The following is a 26711-nucleotide window of genomic DNA, read 5'->3' as shown; positions in this document are numbered from 1 at the left end:
AGGGGAGGGTGAAGGAAGGGGAGGGTGAAGCTCTCAGAACGTCATCGCGATCAGCGCCGCCGAGAGCAACCCGAACAGCGCGATCAGCAGATAGTCGGCGACCTGGTAGAGTTTCAACGCCCGCCTGATGTCCAGGCTCTCGGCCTCGCGCCGGCCGCCTTCGCCCATGAACGCATCCTCGACGACAACGCCGCCGTAGGTGCGCGGTCCCGCCAATGCCAGGCCGAGCGCGCCGGCCATCGCCGCCTCCGGCCAACCGGCATTGGGCGAGCGGTGCTTTTTGGCGTCGCGGCGCACAGCTTCCCAAGCGTTGCGAGGGTCGGCGTCGCGGACAAGAAAGGCGGCAGCGACGATCAACAGCGCCGTCAGCCGGGAGGCCGGCAGGTTGATCCAGTCGTCGAAGCGTGCCGCTGCCCGGCCGAAGGCCTCGTGGCGCGGCGTGCGATGGCCGATCATCGAATCGGCGGTGTTGGCCACCTTGTAGGCGACGCCGCCAGCCAGCCCGCAAACACCGGTCCAGAAGGCGGGCGCGACGATGCCATCGGAGAAATTCTCGGCCAGGCTTTCGATCGCGGCCCGGCTGACGCCGGCGTGGTCGAGCTTTTCCGGATCGCGGCCGACAATGCGGGCGACCGCAATGCGGCCGAGCGCCAGCCCGCCGGTGTCCAGCGCGTCGGCCACAGCTTCGACATGTTCGGTGAGGCTCTTTTGCGACAGCAGCGACGAGGCCAGGATCGCTGTGATGATCATCCCGGCGGGAAAGAGCTGCCAGAGCAGGATTTGCACGGCGAAGGCGATCAGCGCCGGCACCAGCACGATCACCAGCAGCGCCTGCATGCCGCGGCGACGACGCTGCGCGTCGGAATCAGTGTCGCGGTTGAGCCGGAGGTCGAGAAAGGCTATCAGCCTGCCGAACCAGGTGACGGGATGGCCAACGGCACGGAACAGCCAGTCCGGGTAGCCCAGGATGCGTTCGATGGCCAGCGACAGGAAAGCGATCAGGACCGACATGAAGCTTTCTGATGGAGCGATTGCTGCGGTGGATCACGGTGGATCCCTTGGCCGGGCGAGCGCGCTCTTCCCCCACGCGCCACAGCCTTTCGTCGATCTTTCGACAGGTATCAATCCGCACTCCTACCCGCTTTTCGAGCTGCCCGCCACCGCTCTGTCGCGATTGCCGGAAGCCGCGCGTCTGCATGAGCTGACTAAGGTCGCCGCCGATGCCTATGGCGCGCCGTCGGCGGTGCATGTTGCAGCAGCCCCGGGCACGCAGATCCTGTTGCCACGCGTCGCCTCGCTGGTGAGCCCAGGCCGGGCGTTGGTGCTGGGGCCGACCTATGCAGAGCATGCCAGGGCGGCTGCGATCGCCGGCCATGCCGTGGCGGAGGTCGAGGATGTCGAGGCGCTTGCCGCAGCTGACCTTGCCATTGTCGTCAATCCCAACAATCCCGATGGACGCGTCGTTTCGCGGGAAAGGCTGCTTCGGCTTGCCGGGGAGTTGCGCGCCAAGGGCGGGCTGCTGGTGGTCGACGAAGCCTTCATGGATGTCGGCCCGCACGTGGAAAGCCTGGCCGGCGATGTCGGGCAGGGCGGCATCGTCGTGCTGCGCTCCTTCGGCAAGTTCTTTGGCCTTGCCGGCCTGCGGCTCGGTTTTGCGCTTTCCGAAACGCTGACGGTCGAAAGGCTGGAGACGCAATTCGGACCTTGGGCGGTGGGCGGCCCAGCGCTCGAATATGGCATAAGGGCGCTTGCCGACAGCGGCTGGCAGGCCGACATGCGCCGCCGGCTGGCCGAGGATGCCGCGCGACTCGACGCGCTGTTCGGTCGGTTTGGCATTCCCGTCGCCGGCGGCACGACGCTGTTTCGCTATCTGCGATTTGCCGATGCGCCCGGTCTGTTTTCGGCGCTTGGCGAGTGCGGCATCCTGCTCCGGCATTTTTCCGACCGCCCGCACGTGCTGCGCGCGGGACTGCCTGGACGTCAGGAGGAATGGCAGCGGCTTGAATCGGCGCTTGCCGGCTGGGACGCACGGCGCGACGATAGCGCCAGGGAGATCGCGCGATGATCCATGTCTGTTCGCTGTCCAAGCTCGAGGAGACGGTGGCCAGAAGCGGCGCCGAGCGCGTGCTGTCGCTGCTTGCCGCCGGCACCGAGGTGATGCGGCCGGCCTCGATTGCGCGGGAAAACCACCTGCATCTGGTCATGCACGATATCGCGGTGGCGCAGGACGGCATGACCATGCCGGGTGAAGACCATGTGCGCAATCTGCTCGATTTTGCCCGCAAATGGGATCGCGCCAAGCCGATGGTCGTGCACTGCTACGCCGGCATCAGCCGCTCGACCGCCTCGGCCTATATCATTGCTGCAGCGCTGGCGCCGAAGCGCGACGAGGCGGAACTGGCGCAGACATTGCGGAAGCTTTCGCCCTCGGCGACGCCCAATCCGCGGCTGATCGCGGTAGCCGATATGTTGCTCTCACGCCAAGGCCGCATGATCGAAGCGATCGAAGCGATCGGACGTGGCGCCGACGCTTTTGAGGGCACGCCGTTTGTTTTCAAGATCGACGGCTGAGCTTTACGCCAACCAGTCGGCGAGCTTCGCCTTGCGCACGTCCTTCAACAGGGTGACGAAACCGTCGGCCTGATGCTCCGCCGTCAGCCGGCCTTTTTCCGCGGTGGCGATCGAGGCGTCGCCGACGACGCCGTTGGGGTTGAGGTCGCTGGCGATCCAGGCGAAGGCGTGTGTGCCGGTGTGGCGCAGCAGCGCAAATTCGGTCTCGGCGCGGGCGACCTTGGAGACGAAATTGTCGGCCTTGCCCATGTCGACCAGCTCCGGGCGGAAATGCAGCATTAGTGAAGTCTCGACATCGCCACCATGAATGCCGTGGCGATCTTCCAGCTCGGTGTACATGCCGGCCGGGCGGCCGAAGCGCTGCCAGCTGGTCTTCACCGCCAGCATCCTTTCACGCACGCGCAGCTCGCGCGTGACGATGCCCATGATCTCTTCATTGCCGCCATGCGAGTTGACGACGATCAGTTTTCTCACCCCGGCACGGGCGATGGACAGGCCAAGTTCGGTCCAGGCATCGACCAGGGTCGTCGCAGGCAAAGTGAGCGTGCCCGGTGCATGCAGATGCTCGTTCGATTTGCCGACCGCCTGGACGGGCAGAATGCGGATGTCGAGATCGCCTGGCAGGCGGGCGATCACCGTCTCCAGCATGCCGTTCATGATCGATGTGTCGGTTGATACAGGCAGATGCGGGCCGTGCTGCTCGATCGCCGCCACCGGCAGGACGGCAATTGTGGCCTCCGGGTCGATCGTAGCGTATTCGGTGGTCCGGTAATCGCCCCACCACACGCGTCTGTTTGCAACGGTCATGTCATGCCTCTTCAATGGACGCGACAGCCTTTAGGGCTGGAACCCGAAATTGTCGACCCGGCCCTCCGCTATGGCTTCGGGCGTTCGTCGCTTGGAAAGCCAATTCTGTGGCTTTCCATCCGCTTCGCGGACCACTCCTCACCCAGCGGCGATCGCCTCGACCTCGACCTTGAATTCGGGCCGCGCGAAGCCCGACACGATCATCAGTGTCGAGGCCGGCGCCGGGCTGGCAAACAGCCGATCGCGGACATCCATATAGGGCCGCAGATGCGCGCGGTCGGTGACGTAGGCGTTGATGCGTACAATGTCGGCAAGCCCGAGCCCGGCTTCAGCCAGAATCGCCGCTATGTTTTGAAAGCAGAGTTCGGCCTGGCCGCCGGCATCCTCCGGAATCTGGTCGTCCGCCGTTATAGCGACCTGACCCGAGCACAGCACCAGCCGCTTGCCCGCCGGCACTTCGACGCCGTGGCTGTAGCGCGCGAAAGGCGGCTTGATCGACTTCGGGGCGAGGAATCTGAACATGGCAATCTCCGGTTTGGCGGTAGCCTAGGGCCGGTAAGCAAGTCTCTCAAGATGTAGTGCATGTTGCCGGGGCGATTGTGGACAGGCGTCCAAAAAATAGGCACGATGCCTCCCGCACAGCATGACCCGTCCGGTCTTGGCAATGGCTGCCGCGTGAAGCAGGCGGTCCGGGCGGTGGCATGTGTCTTGCTTCTTGGACCAATGGTGTCGAGCCCGGCGCGTGACGCTCCGGAGCCAACAGAGGGTGGTGTTGATGTACGGAAAACAGAAGATTTCAGCGGTCGCGCTCGCGCTGCTTGGAGCCAGTACGCTAGGGGCTGCGGCGAACGAGAAGGTCACCTTCGGCACCAACTGGCTGGCCGAGCCAGAACATGGCGGCTACTACCAGGCCGTGGCCGACGGCACCTATGCCGCCTGCGGCCTCGATGTCACCATTTCGCAGGGTGGCCCGCAGGTCAGCGGCCGGCCGCTGCTGCTCGCCGGCAAGCTCGATTTCTATATGGGCGGCAATCTGCTGTCGGCCTTCGACGCCGTCCAGCAAGGCATTCCGATGCGGGTCGTGGCGGCCGATTTCCAGAAGGACCCGCAGGTCATCATGTCCCAACCGGGGCAGGGGCTGGACAAATGGGAAGACCTGAAGAACGCCGACCAGTACATTCTGGGTGACGAGGGCGCGCAGACCTTCTTCCAGTGGATGGTCACCGAACTCGGCTTCGATGCCGCCAAGCGCGTGCCTTACACTTTCAACCCGGCGCCCTTCATCGCCAACAAGAAGTCGATCCAGCAGGGCTATGTCACCTCTGAGCCGTTCGCGGTGCAGAAAGCGGGCGGCTTCCTGCCCAACCAGTTCCTGCTCGCCGACTATGGCTGGGAGACCTATGCGACCACCGTCGAGGTCATGCAGGATACGATCGACAAGCGGCCGGAGGTGGTGCAGTGCTTCGTCGATGGCTCGGCCAAGGGCTGGTACAACTACCTCTACGGCGACAACAAGGCCGCCAACGACATGATCAAGAAGGACAATCCTGACATGACGGATGAGCAGATCGCCTTCTCGATCGAGCAGCTCAAAAAATTCGGCGTGGTCGATTCCGGCGATACGGAAAAGCTCGGCATCGGCGCCATGACCGACGCACGCATTCAGAGTTTCTACGACAAGATGGTCAAGGCCAAGGTCGCGCAGCCCGGCATCGACATCAAGAAGGCCTATACGCTGGCCTTCATCAACAAGGGCGTCGGGCTCGAGCTGAAGAAGTAAATCGTGAGACTGGAGACAATGGCGCAGGCGCCCATGGCGGCATCGGGTGAAGGCCCGATGCTTTTGGCGCTGCGCCACGTCGGCAAGGTATTTTCCAACGGCGTGACGGCGCTGAGCGACGTCGACCTGACAATCCGCGAAGGCGATTTCCTCAGCCTGCTCGGGCCGTCCGGCTGCGGCAAGTCGACGGCTTTGCGTCTGATCGCCGGCCTGTCGACGCCGACCTCTGGCGTGCTCGGCTGGCGCGGCTCGATCGACCGCGCCAATATCGGCTTCGTCTTCCAGGAACCGACGCTGCTGCCTTGGGCCAATGTCTTCGACAATGTCTGGCTGCCGTTGCGGCTAAAAGGCATCTCACGCGCCAAGGCAGCACCTGCGGTGACCGAGATGCTGGCGCGCGTGCATCTGACCGGTTTCGAGAATGCCGTGCCGCGCGAGCTTTCCGGCGGCATGAAGATGCGCGTCTCGATCGCGCGCGCCATGGTGACCAAGCCGCGCATCCTTTTGATGGACGAGCCGTTCGCCGCGCTCGACGAGATCACCCGCTTCAAGCTCAACAATGATCTTCTGGAGCTGTGGCAGGACGAACGCTTCACCGTCGTCTTCGTCACCCACAGCGTCTTCGAGAGCGTGTTTTTGTCCAACCGCGTCGTCGTCATGGCGGCGCGGCCGGGACGCGTCCATGCCGAGCTTGCAATCGATGCGGCCTATCCGCGCGACGAGGTGTTTCGGACCTCGCCCGACTACGCCGCGCTCTGCCGTCAGGCCTCGGACATCCTGGTCAATGCCATCAACACATCAGCCGGACCGCACCATGACGGCCATTGAGCAACCCGTGCTGACCCTCGATCCGGAGGAGGCGGGCCGCGTGCGCCAGGAGCGACTGGAGCGGATCGGCCGGTGGGTGCTGCCGCTGGCAATCATGATTCTGGCGATCTGGTTCTGGGACCGCATCTGCGTCTGGAACGAGATCCCGAAATACATCCTGCCGCGTCCGGGCGTCGTGCTGCAGACGCTTTACGACGATGCTGGGCTGCTGTTCTCGTCGCTGCTGGTGACGCTCCGGATCACCTTCCTCAGCCTGCTTCTCGCCGTCATCGGCGGCGTCGGGCTGGCGGTGCTGTTCGCGCAATCGAAATGGGTGGAGATGTCGTTCTTCCCCTTCGCCATCGTGCTGCAGGTGACGCCGATCGTGGCGATCTTTCCGCTGATCAACATCTACGTGAACAACCAGACGGTGAAGCTGTTGCTGTGTGCCTGGATCGTCGCCTTCTTCCCGATCCTGTCCAACACCACGCTCGGCCTGAATTCCGTCGACCGCAATCTGCGCGACATGTTCAAGCTCAACGGCGCGACGCGCTGGCAGCAATTGCGCTATCTCAGGCTGCCGGCGGCGATGCCGTATTTCCTCGGCGGCTTGAAGATCGCCGGCGGCCTGTCGCTGATCGGCGCCGTGGTGGCCGAGTTCGTCGCCGGCGCGCAGGGGCAGTCGTCGGGGCTCGCCTCGCGCATCATCGAGGCCGGCTACCGGCTCAACGCGCCGCGGTTGTTTGCGGCGCTGATCCTGATTTCGCTCACCGGCATATTGATCTTCCTGGTGCTATCGCTGGTGTCGCATCTCATCCTGCGCCGCTGGCACGAGAGCGCGCTGAAGCAGGAGCGGTGATGATGTTTTGCGCCTTGGACAAAAGTTGGCTGCCGTCGGTACCAACGTTGGCGCTGCCCCTCATTGTCCTGCCGGACATTTCTCCCCGTATAGAGACGGGGAGAAAGACGCCATCACGTATGGTTTCGCCAATCGTCAACCTCGCAAAACGAGCGCTGACGGCCGCGACAGCCCCTTCTCCCCGTCACTATACGGGGAGAAGGTGCCGGCAGGCGGATGAGGGGCAGCGGTGACCTCACAGATTCCAGATTCCGGCCAGTTTGTACTTGGCAACGTTCGTCTTCACCGGTCACTAACGCCGGGTCTTGCCGCCACCTTCGATGCTGACGGTTTCGCATTGGCCGACATCACCGTCGCTAACGGCAATATCTCGAGTGTCGCCGCGCATAAGAAATCAAAAGCGCCGGCCGATGCCATCGACCTTGCCGGCCGCATCATCCTGCCGTGCTTCGTCGACTGCCACACCCATATCGACAAGGGCCATATCTGGCCGCGAAAACCCAATCCCGATGGCACCTTCATGGGCGCACTCAATGCCACCGGCGCCGATCGCGCTGCACGCTGGAATGCCGAGGATGTGGCGCGGCGCATGGATTTCTCGCTGCGCTCAGCCTATGCGCACGGCACCAAGGCGCTGCGCACGCATCTCGACAGCGTGCCGCCGCAGGAAGAAATCTCCTGGCCGGTGTTCGAGGCGATGCGGGAGAAATGGCGTGGCCGCATCGAGTTGCAGGCGGCCTGCCTGCTCGGCATCGAAGGCGTGCGCGACAAGGAATGGTTCGAGAGGCTGGCCAAGCGTGTCGCTGCCGCCAAGGGCGTGCTGGGCGTCGTCACCTATATGGTGCCGGACCTCGAAGAACTGCTCGACAAGGTGTTTTCAGAGGCGATCAAGCACGGGCTCGATCTCGATTTCCACGCCGACGAGACGGACGACGTCGCGGCGATCTCGCTGAAGAAGATCGCCGAGGCTGCCCTCTGGAACGGCTTCGAGGGTAACATCCTGGTGGGACATTGCTGCTCGCTGGCACGCCAGCCGGATCTCGACGTGCTGGACACGCTGGACAAGGTGGCCAAGGCCGGGCTGGCCGTGGTGTCGCTGCCAATGTGCAATCTCTATCTGCAGGACCGGCGCGCCGACCAGACCACGCCACGCTGGCGCGGGGTGACACTGCTGCACGAGATGAAGGCGAGGGGCATTCCGGTCGCCGTCGCCTCCGACAACACGCGCGACCCGTTCTATGCCTATGGCGATCTCGACATGCTGGAGGTCTACCGCATGGCGACGCGCATCCTGCATTTCGACCATCCGGTCGGCGATTGGCCGCAAGCGGTGGCGACGACGCCGGCCAAGGTGATGCGGCTCGACGGCTTCGGCATGCTGGCTGCCGGCGGCAGCGCCGACTTCATCATCTTCAAAGGACGGAGCTGGACGGAATTGCTGTCGCGGCCCGAATCGGATCGCATCGTCGTGCGCGACGGCAAGGCCATCGAACGCCAGCTGCCCGACTATGCCGAACTCGACGAACTGATGGTGGACTAATGGATGTTTCGGCGCTCAAACGCGATCTCGACGGGATAAAACTCGACGACAATCCGGCCATCGTCCAGCAGAAGAGCCGCGATTTCTACTGGTACAGCCCGGTGCTGAAACAGCAGCTCGACCATGTCACGGGCGACCTGATCGTGACGCCGAAGAACGAGGCCGAACTGATCCGCGTGCTCGCCGCCTGCCACCGGCATGGCATTCCCGTGACGCCGCGCGGCAGCGGCACCGGCAATTACGGCCAGGCGATGCCGCTGTCGGGCGGCGTGGTGCTCAATCTGGCCGAGATGAATGAGATCAAGTCGATCGCGCCGGGGCGTGTGGTGACCGGACCGGGCGCGATCCTGGCCGACATCGACAGAGCGACGCGGGCGCATTCCGGGCAGGAACTGCGGCTGTCGCCATCGACCTACAACACGGCGTCGATCGGCGGCTTCATCGCCGGTGGCTCGGGCGGTGTCGGCTCGATCAATTTCGGTGGCTTGCGCGATTTCGGCAATGTGCTGCGCCTGCGGGTCGTCACCATGGAGGCCGAGCCGAAGGCACTCGAACTCACCGGCGAGGATTTGCACAAGGTCACGCATGCCTACGGTACCAATGGTATAATCACAGAAGTCGAGATGCCGCTGACGGCGGCCTATGAGTGGATCGACGTGATCGTCGGCTTCGACGCTTTCATGCCGGCGGCCCGCTACGGCAATGCGCTGGCCTGCCAGGACGGCATTCTGACGAAGCTGATCACGCCGATCGCCGCCCCGGTGCCCCAACTCTATTTCAAGCGGCACCAGAAGTTTTTCAGGGAAGGGCAGAGCATCTGCGTCGTCATGGTTGCCCGGCATGGGCTCGACGCTTTCCTCGCGTTCACCCGTCGCGCCGGCGGCGAAATCATCTTCAATGCGGCAACAGTGACGGACGAGGAGAAGAAAGGCCTGCCGCCGGGCTTCGAACTGGCGTGGAACCACACCACGCTCAGGGCACTGCGCGTCGATCCCGCGATCACTTACCTACAGTCGCTCTATCCGTTTCCCAACCAGTTGGCGCTGGTCGAGAAGATGGATGCGATGTTTCCGGGCGAGGTCTTCTCGCATCTCGAATTCGTGCGGCTCGACGGCAACATCACTTGCTTCGGCTTGCCGCTGGTCAAATTCACCACAGAGGCGCGGCTTAACGAGATCATCCGGCTGCATGAGGAGAATGGCTGCCCGATCTTCAACCCGCATCGCTACACGCTGGAAGAAGGCGGCATGAAGCAGACCGACGAAATCCAGCTCGCCTTCAAGCGCGAGACCGATCCGCAAGGTCTGCTCAACCCCGGCAAGATGATCGCCTGGGAAAATCCGGATTATGACTATCGCTCGGGCCGGACTTTTTTGTTCAAGGGCCTGCAGAAGGCGGTGTGATGAGAGGTTTGCGCCCGTCCACCGGCTCCATTGGCGATTGGCGAAAGCCGCGGCGACGTCGGATCTCCCCCCTTGAGGGGGAGATGGCCGGCAGGCCAGAAGGGGTCGGTTCGGCTGGCGCGACGCGGTTCGGCCTTTCGAAGAAAGAGAAAGTTGGCGCTTCACGCGCGGCGACCCCCTCTGTCGCCCTCGGCGACACCTCCCCCTCAAGGGGGGAGATTCTCCCATGAAAGTCCTCGTCCTCTATGCGCATCCGGTGGACACCAGCTTCAACGCCGGCATGCACCGGACGATCGTCGAGCGGCTGACGGCGGCCGGCCATGAGGTCGACGACTGCGATCTCTATGCCGAGGATTTCGATCCCAGGCTGACGCGCGCGGAGAGGCTGGACTATCACAACCAGCGCAGCTCCGCGGACCCGGCCGCACCCTATGTCGAGCGTCTGCTTAAGGCCGAGGCGCTGGTGCTGTCCTACCCCGTCTGGAATTATGGCTTTCCGGCCATCCTGAAAGGCTTTTTCGACCGCGTCTTCCTGCCCGGAGTGTCGTTCAAGATGGTCGATGGCCAGGCGCAGCCATCGCTGCACAACATCCGTAAACTGGCGGCCGTCACCACCTATGGCGGCGGCCGGTTTCGCGCCATGCTGATGGGCGATCCGCCGCGCCGGCTGGTCAAACGGATGCTGCGGGCGACGATCAAGCCCGGCGCCTCCGTGTCCTACCTCGCGCATTATTCGATGAACCTGTCGACCGATGATACGCGGGCGGCCTTCCTCGCCAAGGTCGCGGCCAGGATGGATGAATTCTGATGCGTGTGCTGGTGGTCTATTGCCATCCGGTGCCCGAAAGTTTTTGCGCCGCCATTCGCGACACAGCGGTCGACGTGCTGAAGGCACGGGGCTGGGATGTGCGCCTGCTCGACCTCTATGCGGAAAACTTTGACCCGGTGATGGGCAGCGATGAGCGGCGCGCCTACAATGAGCGCGCGCCGGAGGATCCGGCGCTGAAGCCGCATTTCGAGCATCTCGCCTGGGCGCATGCGATCCTCTTCATCTATCCGACCTGGTGGTACGGGTTGCCGGCAATGCTGAAGGGCTGGCTCGATCGGGTGTGGGCGACCGATGTCGCCTTCAAGCTGCCGGCGGGCAAGGGGCGGATCACGTCGCTGATGACGCATGTCACCAAGGTCGGCGTCATCACCACCTGCGGCGCGCCGACCTGGTGGAGCGTTGTCGTCGGCCAGCCCGGCCGCAAGACTTTGCTGCGCGGCATGCGGGCGCTGTGCGCTCGCCGCTGCCGGACGTTCTTTCTGGCGCACTATCTGATGGATGCCTCGACGCCGAAAAGCCGGGCGGCGTTTCTGGTCAAGGTCCGAGGGAAGCTGGAGCGGTTTTGAGGTTAGCCTTCTTCGCCCCGTTTACGGGGAGAAGATGCCGGCAGGCAGATGAGGGGCGGCGCGAACTCTGCAGACCTTGGCGCCGCCCCTCATCCGGCCCTTCGGGCCACCTTCTCCCCGTGAACGGGGCGAAGGAAGAGAGCGCTATATCTTCACCCGTTCCGCCTTCGGATCATACATCGGCTTCAGCGAGGCTTCCGCGGCAAAACGCTCGCCGGCGATCTCGATCTCGTAGGATGAGGAAAGCACATCCGCCTCGCTCTCGCCCTTGCTTGGCACATAACCCAACCCAATCGCGCCACCAAGATAATGGCCGTAATTGCCTGAGGTGATCGGGCCGACGATCTTGCCGTCGCGCAGGATGGCCTCATTATGGAAGAGCAGGGGCTCAGGGTCCTTCAGCCGGAACTGGACCAGCCGGCGTGACAGGCCGGCCTCCTTTTTCTCGAGCACCGCGTCGCGACCGATGAAGTCGCCTTTTGCCGTCTTCACTGCAAAGCCGAGGCCGGCCTCCAGCACATTGTCCTCGTCGGTGATGTCGTGGCCGAAATGGCGGAAGGCCTTTTCGATGCGGCAGGAATCCAGCGTATGCAGGCCGCAGAGTTTCAGGCCGACATCCGCGCCGGCCTCGTCGATCGCCTCGAAGACATGGGCCGCCTGGTCGGTCGAGACATAGAGCTCCCAGCCGAGTTCGCCGACATAGGTGACGCGGTGCGCGCGGGCCAGGCCCATGCCGATCTCGATCTCCTGGAACGTGCCGAACGGATTGTTCTCATTGGAGAAATCGTTGGGGCTGACCTTCTGGATCAGCTTTCGCGCATCCGGACCCATCAGGCAGAGCACGGCCTCGGCGGCCGTGACATCGGTGATGACGACGAATTCCTCGCCGACATGCCGGCGCAGCCAAGCGAGATCCCGCTGCAGCGTCGCGCCGGGCACGACGAGGAAGTAGGCGGTCTCCGACAGGCGCGACACCGTCAGATCGCTCTCGATGCCGCCGCGCTGGTTGAGCATCTGGGTGTAGACGATCTTGCCCGGCGCCACGGCCATATCGTTGGCGCAGAGTCTTTGCAGGAAGGCGCAGGCATAGCGGCCCTCGACGCGGATCTTGCCGAACGAGGTCATGTCGAACAGACCGACCTTGTTGCGGACCGCCAGATGCTCCTCGCGCTGGTTGCCGAACCAGTTCTGCCGTTTCCAGGAATAGCGGTATCCGCGTTCCTGTCCTTCGCGGGCAAACCAGTTGGCGCGCTCCCAGCCGGCGACCTCGCCGAAGACCGCGCCGCGCGCCTTCAGATGCTCATGCAGCGGCGAGCGCCTGACATTCCTGGACGTTGCCATCTGCCGGTAAGGAAAATGGTCGGCATAGAGCAGGCCGAGCGTTTCGGAGACACGCTCCTTTAGATAGCGGCGGTTCTTCTGGAACGGCTGGGCGCGGCGGATGTCGACTTCCCAGAGGTCGAAGGGCGCTTCGCCATCGTTGATCCATTGTGCCAGCGCCATGCCGGCGCCGCCGGAGGAGACGATGCCGATCGAGTTATAGCCGGTCGCCATCCAGTAGCCCGATAGCTCCGGCGCCTCGCCGAGATAGTAGCGGTCGTCCGGGGTAAAGCTTTCGGGCCCGTTGAAGAAGGTGTGAATGCCGGCGGTGGCCAGCATCGGCATGCGGTTGACGCCCATTTCGAGTATCGGCTCGAAATGCTCCATGTCCTCGGGCAACTGGTCGAAGCAGAAATCCTCGCGGATGCCGTCCATGCCCCAGGGTTTGGCCACCGGCTCGAAGGCGCCGAGCATCATCTTGCCGGCATCTTCCTTGTAGTAGGCGCATTCGTCCGGAACGCGCAGCACCGGCAGCCGGCCGAGGCCGGGGATCGGTTCAGTGACCAGGTAAAAATGCTCGCAGGCATGCAGCGGGATGGTGACGCCATTCTTGGCGCCGAGTTCACGCGCCCACATGCCGGCACAGTTGACGACGATGTCGGCCTCGATCGTGCCCTGGTCTTCGCCTTGGGCCCACGACACGCCGGTGACGCGGCCGGCTTTGGTGTGGACCTTGGTGACCTTCACATTCTCGACAATGGTGGCGCCGCGCTGGCGCGCACCCTTGGCCAGCGCCATGGCGATGTTGGCGGGATCGCACTGGCCGTCGAGCGGCAGATGCACCGCGCCGACGACGTCTGACACGTTGAGATGCGGATACATCTCTTTGACTTCCCTAGGTGAAATCTCGCGTACATCGACATCGAAGGCGCGGGCGAGCGAGGCCTGCCTATAGATTTCGTGCTTGCGCTCCTCGGTCAGCGCCACGGTGATCGAGCCGACCTGGCGCATGCCGGTGCCGACTTCGGTCTCGGCCTCCAGCTTGACGTAGAGGTCGGCCGAATATTTCGCCAGCCGCGTCATGTTCTGCGAGCCGCGCAGCTGGCCGATCAGGCCGGCGGCGTGCCAAGTCGTGCCCGACGTAAGCTGTTTGCGTTCGAGCAGCACGATGTCGGTCCAGCCGAGCTTGGCCAGATGATAGGCGACGGAACAGCCGGAGACGCCGCCGCCGATGATCACGGCGCGGGCTTTGGTGGGAATGGGTTTGGTCATGCGGCCTCGCGGCGATAGCTGGATGCAAAACGGCGCAGGCGTTTTGCGGCTTCCTGAAGCACAGGTTCCGGCTGGCAGAGGCTGATGCGGATATGGCCGGCGGCGGCCTTGCCGAAGCTGGAGCCCGGCATGACGCCGACCTTTTCGGCATCGAGCAAAGCCCAGGCGAATTTCTCGTCGTCGGGCTCGACCGCCGAGATGTCGAGCATGACATACATGCCGCCCTCGGAGCCGTGCACGGTGACATTGTTCATGCCGCGCACCGCGTCGAGCAGAACGGTGCGGCGCGCCGCGTAGCGCTCGGCGATTTCCTTGACGCCGTAACGGTTCTCCAGCGCCTCGGCACAAGCGATCGAGATGAAGGCCGGCAGGCCGTAGGTCGTCACCAGATTGAGGTTGGTCAACAGCGTGATCATCTCAGTCGGGCCGGTCAGCCAGCCCATGCGCCAGCCGGTCATGCCATGGCTCTTGGACATCGAGTTGATGACCAGCGTGCGCTCAGCCATGCCGGGCAGGCCGCGCGGTGAGATGTGCTCGCCGCCGCCCAGCGTCCAGTAGACCTCGTCCGACAAAAGCCAGAGATCATGCTCGCGGCAGATTGCGGCCAGTTCTTCCAGCCGCTCGCGCGAATAGACAGCACCGGTCGGGTTGTTCGGCGTGTTGATCAATATGGCGCGAGTGTTCGGCTTGAGTGCCGCGCGGATCCTGTCGGCGCGCGGCTGGAAACCGTCCTCGGCCGGGGTCTCGACCACGGTGAAACTGGCGCCGGCGGCGCTGAACGTGTTGGGGTAGGTAGCGTAATAGGGCGCGACCACGATGGCATGGTCGCCCTGGTCGAGCACGGCCTGCACCGCGGCATAAAGCGCTGCCTGGCCGCCCGGCGTGGCAATCACCTGGTCAGGGTTCGTCTCGATGCCGGTGCAAGCGGTCGAGGCCGCCGCCATTGCTCTGCGTAGGCGCGGAACGCCGGGAAGCGGGGTGTAATGGTGGTTGCTGCCGCGAACCGCCGTCACGCAGGCTTCGATCGTCTGGCTCGGCGTATCGAAATCATGGTCGCCGACCGACAGCATGATGATGTCCTGGCCGGCCTCCTTGCGGGCCCAGGCCTCGGTGTGGACCTCCCAGCCATCCTTGCCCGAAGGCACGATGCCGGAAATGCGCTTTGACGGTCTGGGCATCATTGAACTCCCGAAATCTGGTAACCGGCCTGTTCGAGCCGGTCATGCAAGGCAGCGATGTGGGCAGGGCCGACTTCGCAGCATCCGCCGACGATGCTCGCGCCGGCCTCGACCCAGCCGAGCGCCTGGTCGGCATAGGCATCCGGACCAAGGTCGTGGCGGGCGTGCAGCACATCGACGGTGCCGCCGTGCTTGAGCGCTTCTGTAGAGGTGAAGCCGTTGGCATAGGCGCCGACCGGGCCGCCGAGATCGATCAGCTCAGGCAGTGCCGCGGCGATCGCTTCTGGCCGACAGCAATTGACTAGCCGTGCCGCGAGCTGCAGGCCGTCGAGTGCACGCGAGGCCGCGGCGATCGCTTCGCCGCTCCGCAGGCGCGGGGTGCCGTGGTCGGCCAGCGTCCATGACACCCAGACCGGCTTGCCGCTTTCCGATGCTGCCGTGACGGCCGCGCGCGCTTCATCGGCGGAGGCCATGGTTTCGCACAGAAAGAGATCGACGCCGTCCGCCTGCTCGGCAACGATGCGGCGGTAGATGTCGAGTGTGTCCTGATAGGAAATGGTCAGTGCCGGCGCATAGCTGCCAAACAGCGGCGACAGGCAGCCGGCGATGGTTGCCTCTCCGGCTTGCTCGCAAGCTTGCCTTGCAAGCTCGATGCCGCACTTCTGCAGCGGCTTGAACAGTTCCTCCGCGCCCTCGCGCGCCAGCCGCTCCGGCGTGGCCGAATAGGTGTTGATGGTGATGACGCGGGCGCCGGCACGGATGAATTCCGCATGCAGGTCGCGCACCAGATCCGGTTCGTCGATCAGCACCCTGGCCGACCACAGCGGCGTCGGTTCGGATTTGCTGCGGCGGACCAACTCCTGGCCCATACCGCCATCGGTGAGGATAACAGTCTTCACGCCCGCAGCCTCTCGTTCTTCGGATCCCACAGCGGCTCGTCCCTCTGCACGACCGCCTTGAAGCGGTCGCCGAAGATTTCGATCTCGATGGCGGTCTCGGGTTCAGCCAGGTCGGCGCGCAGCATGCCGAGCGCGATCGACTTGTCGATGCGGTGACCCCAGCCGCCCGACGTCGTTTCGCCGACGATCTTGCCGTCATGCCACAGCGTCGACACCGACGGCGCGTCGCAATCGCCGGGGTTTTCGACGACCAGCGTGACGAAGCGCTTCTTCACGCCTTGCTGCTTTTCGTTCTGCAGGGCGGCCTTGCCGCGGAAGTCAGGCTTGTCCCATTTGACGAAGCGTTCGAGCCCGCCCTGCAGGATCGTGTAGTCGGTCGACAGGTCGCCCTTCCAGGTGCGGTAGCCTTTTTCAAGACGCAGCGAATCCAGCGCATACATGCCGAACGGTTTCAAGCCGTGCTTTTGTCCCGCCGCCCAGACGGCGTCGAAGATGGCGGCGGTTTCTTCCACCTTGGTGTGGATTTCCCAGCCGAGTTCGCCGGCGAAGGACACGCGAACCAGCTTCGTCCAGCGGCCGGCGATCGTGGTTTCCTGATGCGTCAGCCATGGCAGCGAGAGATCCGCATAGCAGACCTCGGCCAGAATCTTGCGCGCGTTGGGACCGGCGAGGATTTGCGTCGAATAGTCTTCGGTCCTGTCGGTGAGGGTGAAAGCTGCGTCCTTCGGCATGCGCGACTTCAGCCATTCGAAATCGTGCCACTGCGCTACCGCCGCGGTGATCAGCGTCATCTGCTCTTCACCATGGCGCACCACCGACATCTCGGTAACGATGCGGCCCTTTTCGTCGGCAAAATAGACGAGGCCGATGCGGCCGGGCTTGGGCACCAGGCCGGTGACCTGCAGCGCCAGCCATTCGGCTGCGCCAGGGCCTTCGAGGTTGAAGCGCGAGAAGCCGGGCAGGTCCAGAATGCCGGCGGCGTCGCGCACCGCCAGGCATTCCTCGCGCACGCGGTGGTGCCACGGCCCTTCGCGGCGGAAGGTCAGCGTCGCTTCTTCCGACGTGTCGTCGCTGTCCTTCGCGTACCAGGTGGCGCGCTCCCAGCCATTATAGGCGTCGAACTGAGCGCCGAGCGCCTTGATGCGATCGTGGATCGGCGACAGCTTGCGGTCACGCGCCGCGGGCCAGGCATGGCGCGGGAACTGGATGGCGTATTCGTTGCCGTAGATCTCCATGCCCTTGGCGACGCTATAGTCGGGCGCGGCGGCAAAGCTGGTAAAGCGGCGTGGATCGCAGGACCACATGTCCCATTCGGTCTGGCCCTGCGTCACCCATTCGGCCAGCACCTTGCCGGCGCCGCCGCCTTGCGCGATGCCGAAAGTGAAGACGCAGGCCTCGAAGGCGTTGGGGACGCCGGGCATCGGACCGATCAGCGGGTTGCCGTCCGGCGCATAGGGGATCGGCCCGTTGATCACCTTGGAGAGGCCGGCAGTGCCGAGGATCGGCACGCGGGCGACGGCGTCGGCCAGATAGTGCTCGAGACGGTCGAGATCATCGGGGAACAGCTGGAAGGAAAAATCCTCTGGCATCGGATCGTTGTGGGTCGCCCAATGCGCGCGGCAATTGCGCTCATAGGGGCCGAGATTCATGCCGTTCTTTTCCTGGCGCAGATAGTAGGAGGTGTCGACATCGCGCAGCAGCGGCAGTTTCTTGCCCTGTTCCTTCGACCATGCCATGAGTTCGGGGATTTCCTCGAACAATATGTACTGGTGGCTCATCACCATCATCGGGACGTCGCGGCCAAACATTTTGCCGACTTCGGCGGCACGGTAACCGGCGGCGTTGACGACGATCTCGCAGCGGATCTCGCCTTGTGGAGTTACAACCACCCATTCGTCATTCTCGCGGCGCACACGTGACACCGGGCAGAAGCGGATGATTTTCGCGCCCATGTCGCGGGCGCCCTTGGCCAGCGCCTGCGTCAGCTGCGCCGGGTCGATGTCGCCATCGCTCGGGTCGTAGAGCGCGCCTTTGAGATCATGCGTCTCGATGAAGGGATAGCGGCGCTTGATCTCGTCGGGGCCGACAATGTCGATGTCCATGCCCTGGTAGCGGCCCATGCCCTTGGCGCGCTGGAATTCCTGCATGCGCTCCCTTGTATGGGCGAGGCGAAGCGAGCCGGTGACGTGATAGTTCATTGGATAGTCGACCGCTTCGGCGAGGCCGCGATAGAGCTCGGTCGAATAACGCTGCATGTTCATCAGCGACCATGACGATGAGAAGGTCGGCACATTGCCGGCGGCATGCCAGGTCGAACCCGATGTCAGCTCGTTCTTTTCGAGCAGTACACAGTCGGTCCAGCCCGCCTTGCACAGGTGGTAGAGCGAGGAGGTGCCGACGACACCGCCTCCGATGATCACCACGCGTGCCGTGGTCGGCAAACCGGCCATATTAGAAACCCTCGTTCAATAGACAGGCGGTGAAACCACCCAGATAACCACGGCCGGCTCGGTGCCGGGATTGCGCCAGCGGTACGGCTTGCGTTCGAAGCGGAAGGAATCGCCTTCGCCGAGACGATGCCAGACGCCGGCGAGCTCGATCTCGAAAATACCCGAGGCGATGTAGCCGGCTTCCTCGGTCGGCCGCAACTGCTCGCTCTTCATCTCCGCGCCAGGCGCGAAGATCGAGCGCACCATCTCGAAACTACCGCCGAGATCGGGCGACAGAAGCTCCTCCACCAGGCCAGTTTCGCTTGTGCCAAGCGTGCGCCGGCTGCCGGCGCGAACGACAACGCCGCGCTCCTTCTCGATCGGCACATCATGGCTGAAGAACAGGCTGAGCGGCACGCCGAACAAATCGGCGAAGGCCCGGAGGTCGCCCAGCGAAGGGATCGACAGGCCGCGCTCGACCTGGCTGACCCAGCCGACGGAGCGGCCGAGCTTCAGCGCGATCTCGGCCAGCGTCAGCCCACGCGCCTTGCGCAGCGCACGGATATCGCTCGCCAGCAGGCGTTCGTCAGATCCCTGCAATGTTTTGGCGATAGCTGGGGACAAAACGCTCACTTTGTGAAAATTCCGGAGTGAATTTCATGAGAGCCCACGCCCGTGAAAAAATCAAGGGGATTTTCATGGGGCCACAAGATTTGCTTGCGCGATTTTGGCGGTTCATGCAAAGGCTCGGCCACGAACGGCTGATGTGGGGGCGCCGGATCGGCGACCAAGGTTTGGAATCTGCGCAATGTGTTCCCTGAAAGCCGTTTCGGCTTTCCGGGTATGCGCAAAGGGACGGCCCATGCTGGAAAAAAACGCCCAAATCACGCAGGACGCGGCTGTTGTCGACGAGGCGATCCTGTCGCGCCGTTCGGTGCGCGCCTTTCTGCCCGACATGGTCGATGACGAGACGATCCGCGCCATTCTCTCCGTTGCCGCGCGCGCGCCTTCCGGCACCAACATGCAGCCATGGCGGGTCTATGTGGTCAAGGGCGAGATCAAGCAGCAGATATCAGATGCCATCCTCAACTCCGGTATCCGCGCCGAAAAGGCCGATTGGGACGAGTATCGCTATTATCCCACCCAGTTCTTCGAACCTTATCTGACCCGCCGGCGCGCCAACGGTTTCGGGCTCTACGGGGCGCTTGGCATCGGTCGCCGCGAGGTCGACAAGATGCGCGCCCAGCACGACCGCAACTTCGTCTTCTTCGATGCGCCGGTGGGCATGATCTTCACCATCGACCGGCGGCTGAACCAGGGCTCGTGGATCGACTACGGCATGTTCCTGCAAAACATCATGGTGGCGGCGCGGGGCAGGGGGCTGCACACCTGCCCGCAGGCAGCCTTCGCGCCTTATCACCGGCAGATCCGGCCGGTGCTCAACATTCCCGACGAGGAGATCGTCGTCTGCGGCATGGCGCTCGGCCATGAGGACACGTCCAAGCCCGAAAACGACTTCCGCACCGACCGCGTGCCGTTGGAAGAGTGGGTGACGTTCAGCGAATAGGGCGGGTCTTAGCTCGCCGGTTCTATTCCACGGTCATCTGCGCGCCGTGACCGCTGACATGGGCGCCGTCCTGCGGCGTCAGCTTGAGATAGGCGATCAGCGCGCACAGCGTGATGACGCCCTCGACCACGAACAGGATGCGGAAATCGTTGGTCACGGCAGGCCCGCCGCCGGCCAGGAATGACAGCAGCGCGGCTGCCAGGCCGACGCTGATCGCCACCGCCAGCTGCCAGAGAATGTAGTAGAGCGCGCTGAAGCGGGCGAGCTGGTCGGGGGCGATGTCGGAATAGGCGAGGTTGCCGGTCGACGCCCACTGCGCCGAGCGCAGGACACCGAAGGCGAAGATATAGGCAAGCACGATCCAGACCGGTGTGGCGGCCTCTATCAAGGCGAAGCCGGCAACCATGGCGGCAACGATCGGTGTGTTGACGACCAGCACACGGCGAAAGCCGAAGCGGTTGAGCAGGCGCGGCATGAAGATACGCATGATCAGCGATCCGATTGCGGCAACGAAGGTCAGCGATCCCGCCTGCACCGCGCTCATGCCGAAGCCGAGCTGGAACATCAGCGGCAGCAGGAAGACCACGGAGCTTAAGCCGATCGTGTCCAGTCCGCCCCCGGTGAGGAAGGAGATGCGGAAGGTGCGGATGCGCAGGAGTTTCAGGTCAAGCAATGGGTTGCGGGCACGCAGGCAGTAGAAGGTGGCAAGCGTCAGGATGACGATCGCCAGCGCCAGCTCGGCCGCGATCATGCTGCCGGATGCATCTTTCGCGGCAAGTGAGTCCATGCCGAAGACCAGCAGCACCATGCCGCCGCCGACCAGCAGGAAGCCTGGAAAATCAAACGGCGTGCGCACCGGTTTGGTGACCGTCGGAAACAGCGAGGCGGCAAGGATGGCTGCCGCCAGCGCGAACGGCACGTTGATGAAGAAGATCCAGCGCCAGGAAATGTAGGTGGTGAGCGCGCCGCCGACGAGCGGCCCGACAAGCGGTCCGGACTGGCCGGCGAGCGAAATATACATGTTGATCTTCAGCGTACAGCTGCGCGGGAAGGTCGACAGGATGACGACTTGGCCGAGCGTGCCCATCAAGGCGCCGCCAAACCCTTGCAGGGCGCGGGCGCCGACCAGCGTCCAGATGTCGTTGGACAGCCCGCAGAGCGCCGATGACGCCGCAAACACCAGCAAGGCGAAGCAGTAGACATTGCGCAGGCCGAAGCGGTCGGCGGCCCAGCCGCCGAGCGGCATCGAGATGATCAGGCTGGCGACATAGACGGTGATCAACAGGCCAAGCTGGCTCGGCGGGCGGCCGAGGCTTTCGCTGATGCCGGGCAGCGCGGTGACCACGACATTCTGGTCGAGGCTGGTCATGAACACGCCGCAGGCGACCGTCAGCGGCAGCAGGAGCAAGGCTCTGGCCGACACATCGGCGCGATCCGTGGCGCCGGCGGATAGTTCTGCGGTCATGGGGATGTTCGAACCAAACGACTATGCCGACTCTGAGACGGGATTTCTTGATCCCTTGGACCGGTTGGGCGGTCACATCTTCTACCATGGGCGCACGCGGCAGGATTCTCTAGCGGCAGAACCGGCTGGCCTTGATGCCAGAACGGCTATTCGGCCACCTACTGCACCTCGTAGCCGACTTCCTCGCTGGCGTGACAAAGCGCCTTCCAGAACGAACGGGCGAAGGAGCGGAAGACATAGATGTCGAACTGGTCGGCGCCGGTGCGCTGGATCTGGGCGAAGATATCGTGATGGGTGGTCGAGCGACCGGCGCCGATGGGGAAGGCGGCCAAAGCGAAGTCAATGGCGAAGAATTTCGCCAGCACCCATTCGGCCTTCGGCCCGGCGATGCGGATGGCGGTGCGGCCATGCGACAGGTCGGTGACGGTGCCGATGGCCGGGGTGACGGCCTTGGAAAAGGCCGATGCCAGGCCCTCGGCCTCGTCAACGACCGTGAACTTTCCCGGCGCGAAGCCGAATACGGCCTTGCCGTCCCTGGCAACGCCGCCGCCGGCGCCATCGGGCAGCGCGAGGCCGGTGACCTTGCGGATCGCATCGATCAGCTGCTTCTCCGCGCCCGGCCATGCGGCAAGCTGCAGGATCGAGCCCGGCCGGGTCTCGGTCAGGATGACATCGACGCCATGTTCGAAATTGCCGTGGGAACCCGGATGGAACACCGGCTCGAGCGGCGAAAGGCGTTCGGGTGATTGGCGCTCAGCCATGCATGCGGCTCCCGTCCGGGTCGTAGAAGTGGTTGGAGACGATCTCGACCGGCCCGAAACGCTTGCGCAGCGGATCGGAGACGAACGCTCGGGTCCCATGCCTCGCCTTGCCGCCCTCGACCAGGGCCAGCGCGATATGCTTGCCGAGTGCCGGCGAATAGCAGCAGGCGGTGATGTGACCGAGCGAATCGTGCGGATTGGTCTCGTCCAGTTCCGCCACGATGTGGGCGCCGCCGTTAAGCGGCAGGTTGTCGAGCGAGACCAGGCCGACCAGCTGCAGCCGGTCGGGCGCGATCAGGCCTTCGCGGTCCATCATCGCCGAGCCGACGAACGGCTTCTTCTTCGATAGCATCCAGTCGAGATGCAGGTCGCGCGCCGTGGTGCGGCCGTCGATCTCGGCGCCGGTGACGTGGCCCTTTTCGATACGCATCGTGCCCAGCGCCTCCAGCCCGTAGGTGACCAGGCCGAACGGCTTGCCGGCTTCGATCAAGGCTTCCCAGACATGTGTGCCGTAGCCTGCGCCGGAATAGACCTCGAAGGCCATCTCGCCGGAGAACGACAGCCGGCAAATCATCACCGGAACGCCGGCAATCTGTCCATGCACAATGCCCATGAAGGGCAGGGCTGTGTTGTCGACGGCGGTGCCGGTGATGCAAGCGGCGAGGATGGCCCGAGCCTTCGGCCCACCGATCGCGGCACCTGCCCATTCGTCGGTCACCGAGGTGACGTGCACCTTCAGCTCCGGCCAGATGACGTCGAGGAAATATTCCAGATGCTGCATCACCTTGCCGGCATTGGCCGTGGTGGTGGTCATCAGGAAATCCTGTTCGCCCAGCCGCCATGTGGTTCCGTCGTCGAAGGCGAGCCCGTCTTCGCGCAGCATCAGCCCGTAGCGGGCCTTGCCGACGGCAAGCGTGGAAAACATGTTGGTGTAGACGCGGTCGAGGAATTCCGCCGCATCCGGTCCCTGCACGGCGATCTTGCCCAGCGTCGAGACGTCGACGATGCCGGCGCTCTCGCGCGTCGCCTTGGCTTCACGAACATAGGCCTGCTCGATCGTCTCGCCGGCAAGGCCGTAGATCATCGGCCGGAACCAGAGGCCGGCCGAATACATGGTCGCGCCATTGGCGAGGTGCCAGTCATGCATCGGCGTCAGCCGCTCGGGCTTCAGATCGCCGAAACGTTCGGCAGCGAGCGAGCCGATCGACACCGCCGAATAGGGCGGGCGGAAGCGTGTCGTGCCGACTTCGGGGATCGGTTTGCCCAACGCCTCGGCCATGATGGCGAGACCGGGCACATTGGAGTTCTTGCCCTGGTCGGTCGCCATGCCGAGCGTGGTGTAGCGCTTCAGGTGCTCGACCGAGACAAAGCCTTCGCGATGCGCCAGCCGCACGTCTTCGGCGGTGACGTCGTGCTGGAAGTCGACAAAGCTTTTGCCTTTCGCCTTGATCTCGAACACCGGCGCCGGATTGGGATCCCCAGGGGCTGCTTCGACATCAGGCAAGGCTGCCGGCGCGCTTGCGCCGCCTGCCGAGGACAGGCCGGCGGCGCGGCCCTCAGTGATGGCTTCGACGGTCGAAAAGCTGCCATTGAAAGCGCCCGCGCCGATCCAGCGCTGTTGGGTCGGCTTGGGCGGCAGGAAGGCCTGGCGGGCAGGGTTCCATTCGGCCCTCGCGCCGGCCTGGCTGGCGAGATGGATCGTCGGCGACCAGCCGCCCGACATCAGCAGGCAATCGGCGTGGATGCTGCGGGCGTCACCGCTGAGCAAGCCGGAGTTCATGTCGAAGCGCTGCACCTTGAGGCCGGAGAGCGCCTTGCCGCCCTCGGTGGCGACCACGGCATGGCCGGAGAGGATTTCAGCCTCGGCCTCGGTGGCCAGGCTTCGCATCTCAGAGGAAAGCTCGGGGCGCACGTCGACGATGGCGACAATGGCCGCGCCGGCCTTCTTCAGCGCCAGCGCCGAGCGATAGGCGCCGTCATTGTTGGTGAACAGCGCAATCCTGTCGCCGGGCAGCACGCCATAGTCATTGGCATAGCGCTCGGCCGCATGCGCCAGCATAACGCCCGGCCGGTCATTGCCTGGAAACACCAGCGGCCGCTCAAAAGAGCCGGTGGCCAGCACCACCGTTTTGGCGCGGATGGCCCAGTAGCGATGGCGCGGTTCGCCCTTGCCAGGCACTTCCTTGTGATCGGTGACGCGCTCGAGTGCGGCCAGCGTGTTGCCGTCATAATAGCCCCACACCGTGGTGCGCGGCAGCAGGCGGACCGTGTCGTGGCCTTCGAGTTGGCTGACGGTGCGCGCCGCCCAGTCGGCGGCCGGCGCGCCGTCGATGGTCTCGCCCGACCAGTTGGCCGAGCCGCCGAAACGCGGCTCAAGCTCGGCCAGGATGACGCGCGCGCCCTGATCGGCGGCCGTCTTTGCGGCCGACAGGCCGGCCGGGCCGGAGCCGACGACCAGCACATCGCAAAACGCATTCATGCGCTCGTAGCGCGAAGTGTCGGCGGCAATGCCGGCCTTGCCGAGACCCGCGGCACGGCGGATGAAATGCTCGCAGAACATCCAGAAACGGGTGCCTTTGAGCGGGCCGAAGACCGGACCCATGAAGGTCTTGTAGTAGAAGCCGGCGGCCAGGATCTTGCCGCCGAGCTGGTTGATGGCGTTGACGTCCCAGGCGAGCGAGGGGAAACGGTTCTGGCTGACGGCCACCAGCCCGTCATAGATCTCGACCATGGTCGCGGCGATGTTGGGCTCGCGGACTTCGCCGCGTAGCACGGCCACAAGCGCGTTAGGCTCCTCGACGCCGGCCGACAGCACGCCGCGCGGGCGGTGGTATTTGAACGAGCGGCCGAACAGCGTAACGCCGTTGGCAAGCAAGGCCGAGGCCAGCGTGTCGCCGGCATGGCCGGTGTAGGGCACGCCGTCGAAGGTGAAGCGGATGGTGCGCAGCCGGTCGATGCGGCCGCCGGTTTCGATGCGACGCGGGCTCACGACTTGCCCCCCGCCTTATGCCGGGCGGCGGCATTGTGGTCGCCGCGCGCGAAACCGGTGCTGGAAATCTCATGCGTGACCGTGTTGCGCACAACCCTCAGATGCGTGCGGCAGCCGCCGGAGTGCTGCCAGATCTCATTGTGGTCGCCGGCCGGGTTCAGTCGGTCGTAGACATAGGCGTTCCAGGCGTCGAGATCCTGCGAGTTGGGCTGCGGGCGCTCGCGGTTGCCGTCGCCCTGATAGGTGAACTCGATGACGTCGCGCGGGCCGCAATAGGGACAGGTGATAAGCATGTTTTGAACCCTAATGCAGCCGAGGCGTTGCGCCCTGGCCCTTGTCGTCGATCACCATGCCGCGATAAAAACGGTCGAGCGTGAAGGGCGCGTTGAAGTCGTGCGGCTCGTCCTTGGCGATGGTGTATGCAAAGCACCAGCCTGAGGCCGGCGTCGCCTTGAAGCCGCCATAGCACCAGCCGCAATTGAGATACATGCCCGGCAGCGGCCCGGTGGTGATGATCGGCGAACCGTCCATCGACATATCGCAGACGCCCCCCCAGGAGCGCAGCATGCGCACGCGGGCAAGGCCGGGAAACAGCGCCAGCATCTCGCTCATAACCTCGTCGACGATGGGCAGGTTGCCGCGCTGGGCGTAGCTGTTGTAGCCGTCAATGTCGCCGCCATAGACGAGGCCGCCCTTGTCGGACTGTGACATATAGAAATGGCCCATGCCGAAGGTCAGCACCGTGTCGATGAAGGGTTTTAGCGATTCGGTGACGAAGGCCTGCAGCACATGGCTCTCGATCGGCATTCTGTCGACGCCGGCAAGCTGCATCACCCGTCCGGTGCTGCCGGCAACCGCCACAGCGACCTTCTTGCCGCGGATTTCGCCGCGCGTCGTTTGCACGCCGGTGATGCGGTCGCCGTCGCGCAGGAAGCCGGTGACCTCGCAATTCTCGACGATGTCGACGCCGCGCCGGTCGGCGCCGCGCGCATAGCCCCAGGCCACCGCATCGTGGCGGGCCGTACCGGCGCGCGGCTGCATCAGGCCGCCGACGATCGGAAAGCGCGCCGAGGCCGAAACGTCCAGCGCCGGCACCAGCCGCTTGATCTCGGCGGTGCTCATCAACTCGGCGTCGACGCCGAGATGGCGCATAGCGTTGCCGCGCCGTGCATAGTCGTCGAACTGGGCCGGCGTATGGGCCAGGTTCAGGCAGCCGCGCTGCGAGAACATGACGTTGTAGTTGAGGTCGTGTGACAGGTTCTCCCACATCTTCATCGAATGTTCGTAGAAGCGGGTGTTGGAGGGCAGGAGGTAGTTGGAGCGCACCGCCGTGGTGTTACGGCCGACATTGCCGGAGCCCAGCCAGCCCTTCTCCAGCACCGCGACATTGGTGATGCCGTGCTCCTTGGCCAGATAATACGCCGTCGACAGGCCATGGCCGCCGCCGCCGATGATGATGACATCATAGGAGGCCTTGGGCTCGGGCTTGCGCCAGGCCGGCTTCCAGTCCTGGTTTCCCTTGAGCGCGTTCGTGAGAAGCGAAAGGGCTGAATATTCGGCCATTCTTCATGCCATCCTTGGTGCGATGCGGCAGACTATAGAGCAGGCGGCGGGTGCAAAGCCAAGATTGCGCCATGGCTTTTCGACTGGCCGACGCCGCGATGCGACG

General features: G+C 64.3%; 24 protein-coding genes. 11 read left to right on the top strand and 13 right to left on the bottom strand.

The annotated features are described in order from the left end of the window. Positions 1–33: 33 nt before the first annotated feature. Entirely contained in the window at positions 34–1011 is a 978-nt protein-coding gene (gene cbiB / locus AC1D1N_RS07730) for an adenosylcobinamide-phosphate synthase CbiB (protein WP_477347639.1), read from the bottom strand. On the opposite strand from cbiB, the gene cobD reads away from it, so the two are divergent. After that, positions 1010–2065: a threonine-phosphate decarboxylase CobD gene (gene cobD, locus AC1D1N_RS07725; RefSeq protein WP_477348829.1), complete on the top strand. Its 1056-nt coding sequence runs from the start codon at positions 1010–1012 to the stop codon at positions 2063–2065. The two genes, cbiB and cobD, sit on opposite strands and share 2 nt — an antisense overlap. After that, positions 2062–2571, top strand: a complete 510-nt coding sequence (locus AC1D1N_RS07720; protein WP_436260486.1) for a tyrosine phosphatase family protein — start codon at positions 2062–2064, stop codon at positions 2569–2571. The genes cobD and AC1D1N_RS07720 overlap by 4 nt, the downstream gene beginning before the upstream one ends. 3 nt (positions 2572–2574) lie before the next feature. Here the strand turns inward: AC1D1N_RS07720 and AC1D1N_RS07715 are convergent, their stop codons facing one another. After that, positions 2575–3378, bottom strand: a complete 804-nt coding sequence (locus tag AC1D1N_RS07715) for a creatininase family protein (RefSeq protein WP_436260485.1) — start codon at positions 3376–3378, stop codon at positions 2575–2577. A 138-nt stretch (positions 3379–3516) separates the two neighbouring features. Continuing rightward, positions 3517–3900: a RidA family protein gene (locus AC1D1N_RS07710; protein WP_436260484.1), complete on the bottom strand. Its 384-nt coding sequence runs from the start codon at positions 3898–3900 to the stop codon at positions 3517–3519. 253 nt (positions 3901–4153) lie between these two features. Between AC1D1N_RS07710 and AC1D1N_RS07705 the strand changes: the two genes are divergently transcribed. From AC1D1N_RS07705 to AC1D1N_RS07675, 7 genes are all read left to right on the top strand, one after another. Further along, entirely contained in the window at positions 4154–5158 is a 1005-nt protein-coding gene (locus AC1D1N_RS07705) for an ABC transporter substrate-binding protein (RefSeq protein ID WP_112565191.1), read from the top strand. An 18-nt stretch (positions 5159–5176) separates the two neighbouring features. Then, positions 5177–5986 (top strand): ABC transporter ATP-binding protein, encoded by an 810-nt coding sequence (locus AC1D1N_RS07700; RefSeq protein WP_477348827.1) that lies wholly within the window; start codon positions 5177–5179, stop codon positions 5984–5986. Beyond that, positions 5973–6824, top strand: coding sequence for an ABC transporter permease (locus tag AC1D1N_RS07695; protein WP_436260483.1), 852 nt, complete (start codon positions 5973–5975; stop codon positions 6822–6824). Before AC1D1N_RS07700 ends, AC1D1N_RS07695 begins: the two co-directional genes overlap by 14 nt. 229 nt (positions 6825–7053) lie before the next feature. Continuing rightward, positions 7054–8364 (top strand): cytosine deaminase, encoded by a 1311-nt coding sequence (locus tag AC1D1N_RS07690; RefSeq protein ID WP_477347636.1) that lies wholly within the window; start codon positions 7054–7056, stop codon positions 8362–8364. Continuing rightward, complete coding sequence (locus AC1D1N_RS07685) at positions 8364–9767, top strand: FAD-binding oxidoreductase (protein WP_477347634.1); 1404 nt, start codon at positions 8364–8366, stop codon at positions 9765–9767. The genes AC1D1N_RS07690 and AC1D1N_RS07685 overlap by 1 nt, the downstream gene beginning before the upstream one ends. 226 nt (positions 9768–9993) lie before the next feature. Next, on the top strand, positions 9994–10575 hold the full coding sequence (locus AC1D1N_RS07680) for an NAD(P)H-dependent oxidoreductase (protein WP_477347632.1): 582 nt from the start codon (positions 9994–9996) through the stop codon (positions 10573–10575). After that, positions 10575–11162 carry an NAD(P)H-dependent oxidoreductase gene (locus tag AC1D1N_RS07675; protein ID WP_477347630.1) on the top strand — a complete coding sequence of 196 codons (588 nt, stop codon included), beginning with the start codon at positions 10575–10577 and terminating at the stop codon, positions 11160–11162. Before AC1D1N_RS07680 ends, AC1D1N_RS07675 begins: the two co-directional genes overlap by 1 nt. Before the next feature lie 144 nt (positions 11163–11306). Here AC1D1N_RS07675 and AC1D1N_RS07670 read toward each other — a convergent pair whose 3' ends face one another. Genes AC1D1N_RS07670 through AC1D1N_RS07650 form a run of 5 tightly spaced genes read right to left on the bottom strand, consistent with a single transcriptional unit; the run spans position 11307 to position 18839 of the window. Beyond that, positions 11307–13754 carry a GcvT family protein gene (locus tag AC1D1N_RS07670; protein WP_477347628.1) on the bottom strand — a complete coding sequence of 816 codons (2448 nt, stop codon included), beginning with the start codon at positions 13752–13754 and terminating at the stop codon, positions 11307–11309. Next, the gene (locus AC1D1N_RS07665) at positions 13751–14932 is read right to left on the bottom strand and encodes a pyridoxal phosphate-dependent aminotransferase (RefSeq protein ID WP_477347626.1); all 1182 of its coding nucleotides are present in this window, start codon (positions 14930–14932) and stop codon (positions 13751–13753) included. The genes AC1D1N_RS07670 and AC1D1N_RS07665 overlap by 4 nt, the downstream gene beginning before the upstream one ends. Then, positions 14932–15831 (bottom strand): homocysteine S-methyltransferase family protein, encoded by a 900-nt coding sequence (locus AC1D1N_RS07660; protein ID WP_477347624.1) that lies wholly within the window; start codon positions 15829–15831, stop codon positions 14932–14934. The genes AC1D1N_RS07665 and AC1D1N_RS07660 overlap by 1 nt, the downstream gene beginning before the upstream one ends. Continuing rightward, on the bottom strand, positions 15828–18281 hold the full coding sequence (locus AC1D1N_RS07655; protein WP_477347622.1) for a GcvT family protein: 2454 nt from the start codon (positions 18279–18281) through the stop codon (positions 15828–15830). The genes AC1D1N_RS07660 and AC1D1N_RS07655 overlap by 4 nt, the downstream gene beginning before the upstream one ends. Before the next feature lie 15 nt (positions 18282–18296). Further along, the gene (locus AC1D1N_RS07650) at positions 18297–18839 is read right to left on the bottom strand and encodes a helix-turn-helix domain-containing protein (protein ID WP_477348825.1); all 543 of its coding nucleotides are present in this window, start codon (positions 18837–18839) and stop codon (positions 18297–18299) included. An 80-nt stretch (positions 18840–18919) separates the two neighbouring features. Between AC1D1N_RS07650 and AC1D1N_RS07645 the strand changes: the two genes are divergently transcribed. Together AC1D1N_RS07645 and AC1D1N_RS07640 are read left to right on the top strand one after the other, a co-directional pair. Beyond that, positions 18920–19081 carry a hypothetical protein gene (locus AC1D1N_RS07645; protein ID WP_436260475.1) on the top strand — a complete coding sequence of 54 codons (162 nt, stop codon included), beginning with the start codon at positions 18920–18922 and terminating at the stop codon, positions 19079–19081. A 41-nt stretch (positions 19082–19122) separates the two neighbouring features. Beyond that, a complete protein-coding gene (locus AC1D1N_RS07640) occupies positions 19123–19827 on the top strand; it encodes a nitroreductase (protein ID WP_112565214.1) in 705 nt (234 codons plus the stop codon). Between the two features lie 22 nt (positions 19828–19849). Here AC1D1N_RS07640 and AC1D1N_RS07635 read toward each other — a convergent pair whose 3' ends face one another. The 5 genes from AC1D1N_RS07635 to AC1D1N_RS07615 form a co-directional block, all read right to left on the bottom strand. Further along, entirely contained in the window at positions 19850–21292 is a 1443-nt protein-coding gene (locus tag AC1D1N_RS07635; RefSeq protein WP_477347620.1) for an MFS transporter, read from the bottom strand. Between the two features lie 158 nt (positions 21293–21450). Beyond that, complete coding sequence (locus AC1D1N_RS07630) at positions 21451–22053, bottom strand: sarcosine oxidase subunit gamma (RefSeq protein ID WP_477347618.1); 603 nt, start codon at positions 22051–22053, stop codon at positions 21451–21453. Continuing rightward, a complete protein-coding gene (locus AC1D1N_RS07625; protein ID WP_477347616.1) occupies positions 22046–25042 on the bottom strand; it encodes a sarcosine oxidase subunit alpha in 2997 nt (998 codons plus the stop codon). The genes AC1D1N_RS07630 and AC1D1N_RS07625 overlap by 8 nt, the downstream gene beginning before the upstream one ends. After that, the gene (locus AC1D1N_RS07620) at positions 25039–25335 is read right to left on the bottom strand and encodes a sarcosine oxidase subunit delta (protein WP_436260471.1); all 297 of its coding nucleotides are present in this window, start codon (positions 25333–25335) and stop codon (positions 25039–25041) included. The genes AC1D1N_RS07625 and AC1D1N_RS07620 overlap by 4 nt, the downstream gene beginning before the upstream one ends. A 10-nt stretch (positions 25336–25345) precedes the next feature. After that, positions 25346–26605 (bottom strand): sarcosine oxidase subunit beta, encoded by a 1260-nt coding sequence (locus tag AC1D1N_RS07615; protein WP_477347614.1) that lies wholly within the window; start codon positions 26603–26605, stop codon positions 25346–25348. Positions 26606–26711: the final 106 nt, after the last annotated feature.

Source organism: Mesorhizobium sp. P2_B5, assembly GCF_056404775.1.
Note: the sequence above shows the minus strand (reverse complement) of the source record. Positions and strands in the feature narration are given on the sequence as shown.

Excerpts from the sequence above, each read along its gene's own strand:
- AC1D1N_RS07630 (WP_477347618.1), bottom strand. The coding sequence starts at position 22,053 with ATGGCTGAGCGCCAATCACCCGAACGCCTTTCGCCGCTCGAGCCGGTG.
- AC1D1N_RS07715 (WP_436260485.1), bottom strand. The coding sequence starts at position 3,378 with ATGACCGTTGCAAACAGACGCGTGTGGTGGGGCGATTACCGGACCACC.
- AC1D1N_RS07680 (WP_477347632.1), top strand. The coding sequence starts at position 9,994 with ATGAAAGTCCTCGTCCTCTATGCGCATCCGGTGGACACCAGCTTCAAC.
- AC1D1N_RS07640 (WP_112565214.1), top strand. The coding sequence starts at position 19,123 with ATGCTGGAAAAAAACGCCCAAATCACGCAGGACGCGGCTGTTGTCGAC.
- AC1D1N_RS07655 (WP_477347622.1), bottom strand. The coding sequence starts at position 18,281 with ATGGCCGGTTTGCCGACCACGGCACGCGTGGTGATCATCGGAGGCGGT.
- AC1D1N_RS07705 (WP_112565191.1), top strand. The coding sequence starts at position 4,154 with ATGTACGGAAAACAGAAGATTTCAGCGGTCGCGCTCGCGCTGCTTGGA.
- AC1D1N_RS07635 (WP_477347620.1), bottom strand. The coding sequence starts at position 21,292 with ATGACCGCAGAACTATCCGCCGGCGCCACGGATCGCGCCGATGTGTCG.
- cobD (WP_477348829.1), top strand. The coding sequence starts at position 1,010 with ATGAAGCTTTCTGATGGAGCGATTGCTGCGGTGGATCACGGTGGATCC.
- AC1D1N_RS07710 (WP_436260484.1), bottom strand. The coding sequence starts at position 3,900 with ATGTTCAGATTCCTCGCCCCGAAGTCGATCAAGCCGCCTTTCGCGCGC.
- AC1D1N_RS07620 (WP_436260471.1), bottom strand. The coding sequence starts at position 25,335 with ATGCTTATCACCTGTCCCTATTGCGGCCCGCGCGACGTCATCGAGTTC.
- AC1D1N_RS07695 (WP_436260483.1), top strand. The coding sequence starts at position 5,973 with ATGACGGCCATTGAGCAACCCGTGCTGACCCTCGATCCGGAGGAGGCG.
- AC1D1N_RS07645 (WP_436260475.1), top strand. The coding sequence starts at position 18,920 with ATGAGAGCCCACGCCCGTGAAAAAATCAAGGGGATTTTCATGGGGCCA.
- AC1D1N_RS07685 (WP_477347634.1), top strand. The coding sequence starts at position 8,364 with ATGGATGTTTCGGCGCTCAAACGCGATCTCGACGGGATAAAACTCGAC.
- AC1D1N_RS07700 (WP_477348827.1), top strand. The coding sequence starts at position 5,177 with ATGGCGCAGGCGCCCATGGCGGCATCGGGTGAAGGCCCGATGCTTTTG.
- AC1D1N_RS07720 (WP_436260486.1), top strand. The coding sequence starts at position 2,062 with ATGATCCATGTCTGTTCGCTGTCCAAGCTCGAGGAGACGGTGGCCAGA.
- AC1D1N_RS07675 (WP_477347630.1), top strand. The coding sequence starts at position 10,575 with ATGCGTGTGCTGGTGGTCTATTGCCATCCGGTGCCCGAAAGTTTTTGC.
- AC1D1N_RS07615 (WP_477347614.1), bottom strand. The coding sequence starts at position 26,605 with ATGGCCGAATATTCAGCCCTTTCGCTTCTCACGAACGCGCTCAAGGGA.
- AC1D1N_RS07665 (WP_477347626.1), bottom strand. The coding sequence starts at position 14,932 with ATGCCCAGACCGTCAAAGCGCATTTCCGGCATCGTGCCTTCGGGCAAG.
- AC1D1N_RS07670 (WP_477347628.1), bottom strand. The coding sequence starts at position 13,754 with ATGACCAAACCCATTCCCACCAAAGCCCGCGCCGTGATCATCGGCGGC.
- cbiB (WP_477347639.1), bottom strand. The coding sequence starts at position 1,011 with ATGTCGGTCCTGATCGCTTTCCTGTCGCTGGCCATCGAACGCATCCTG.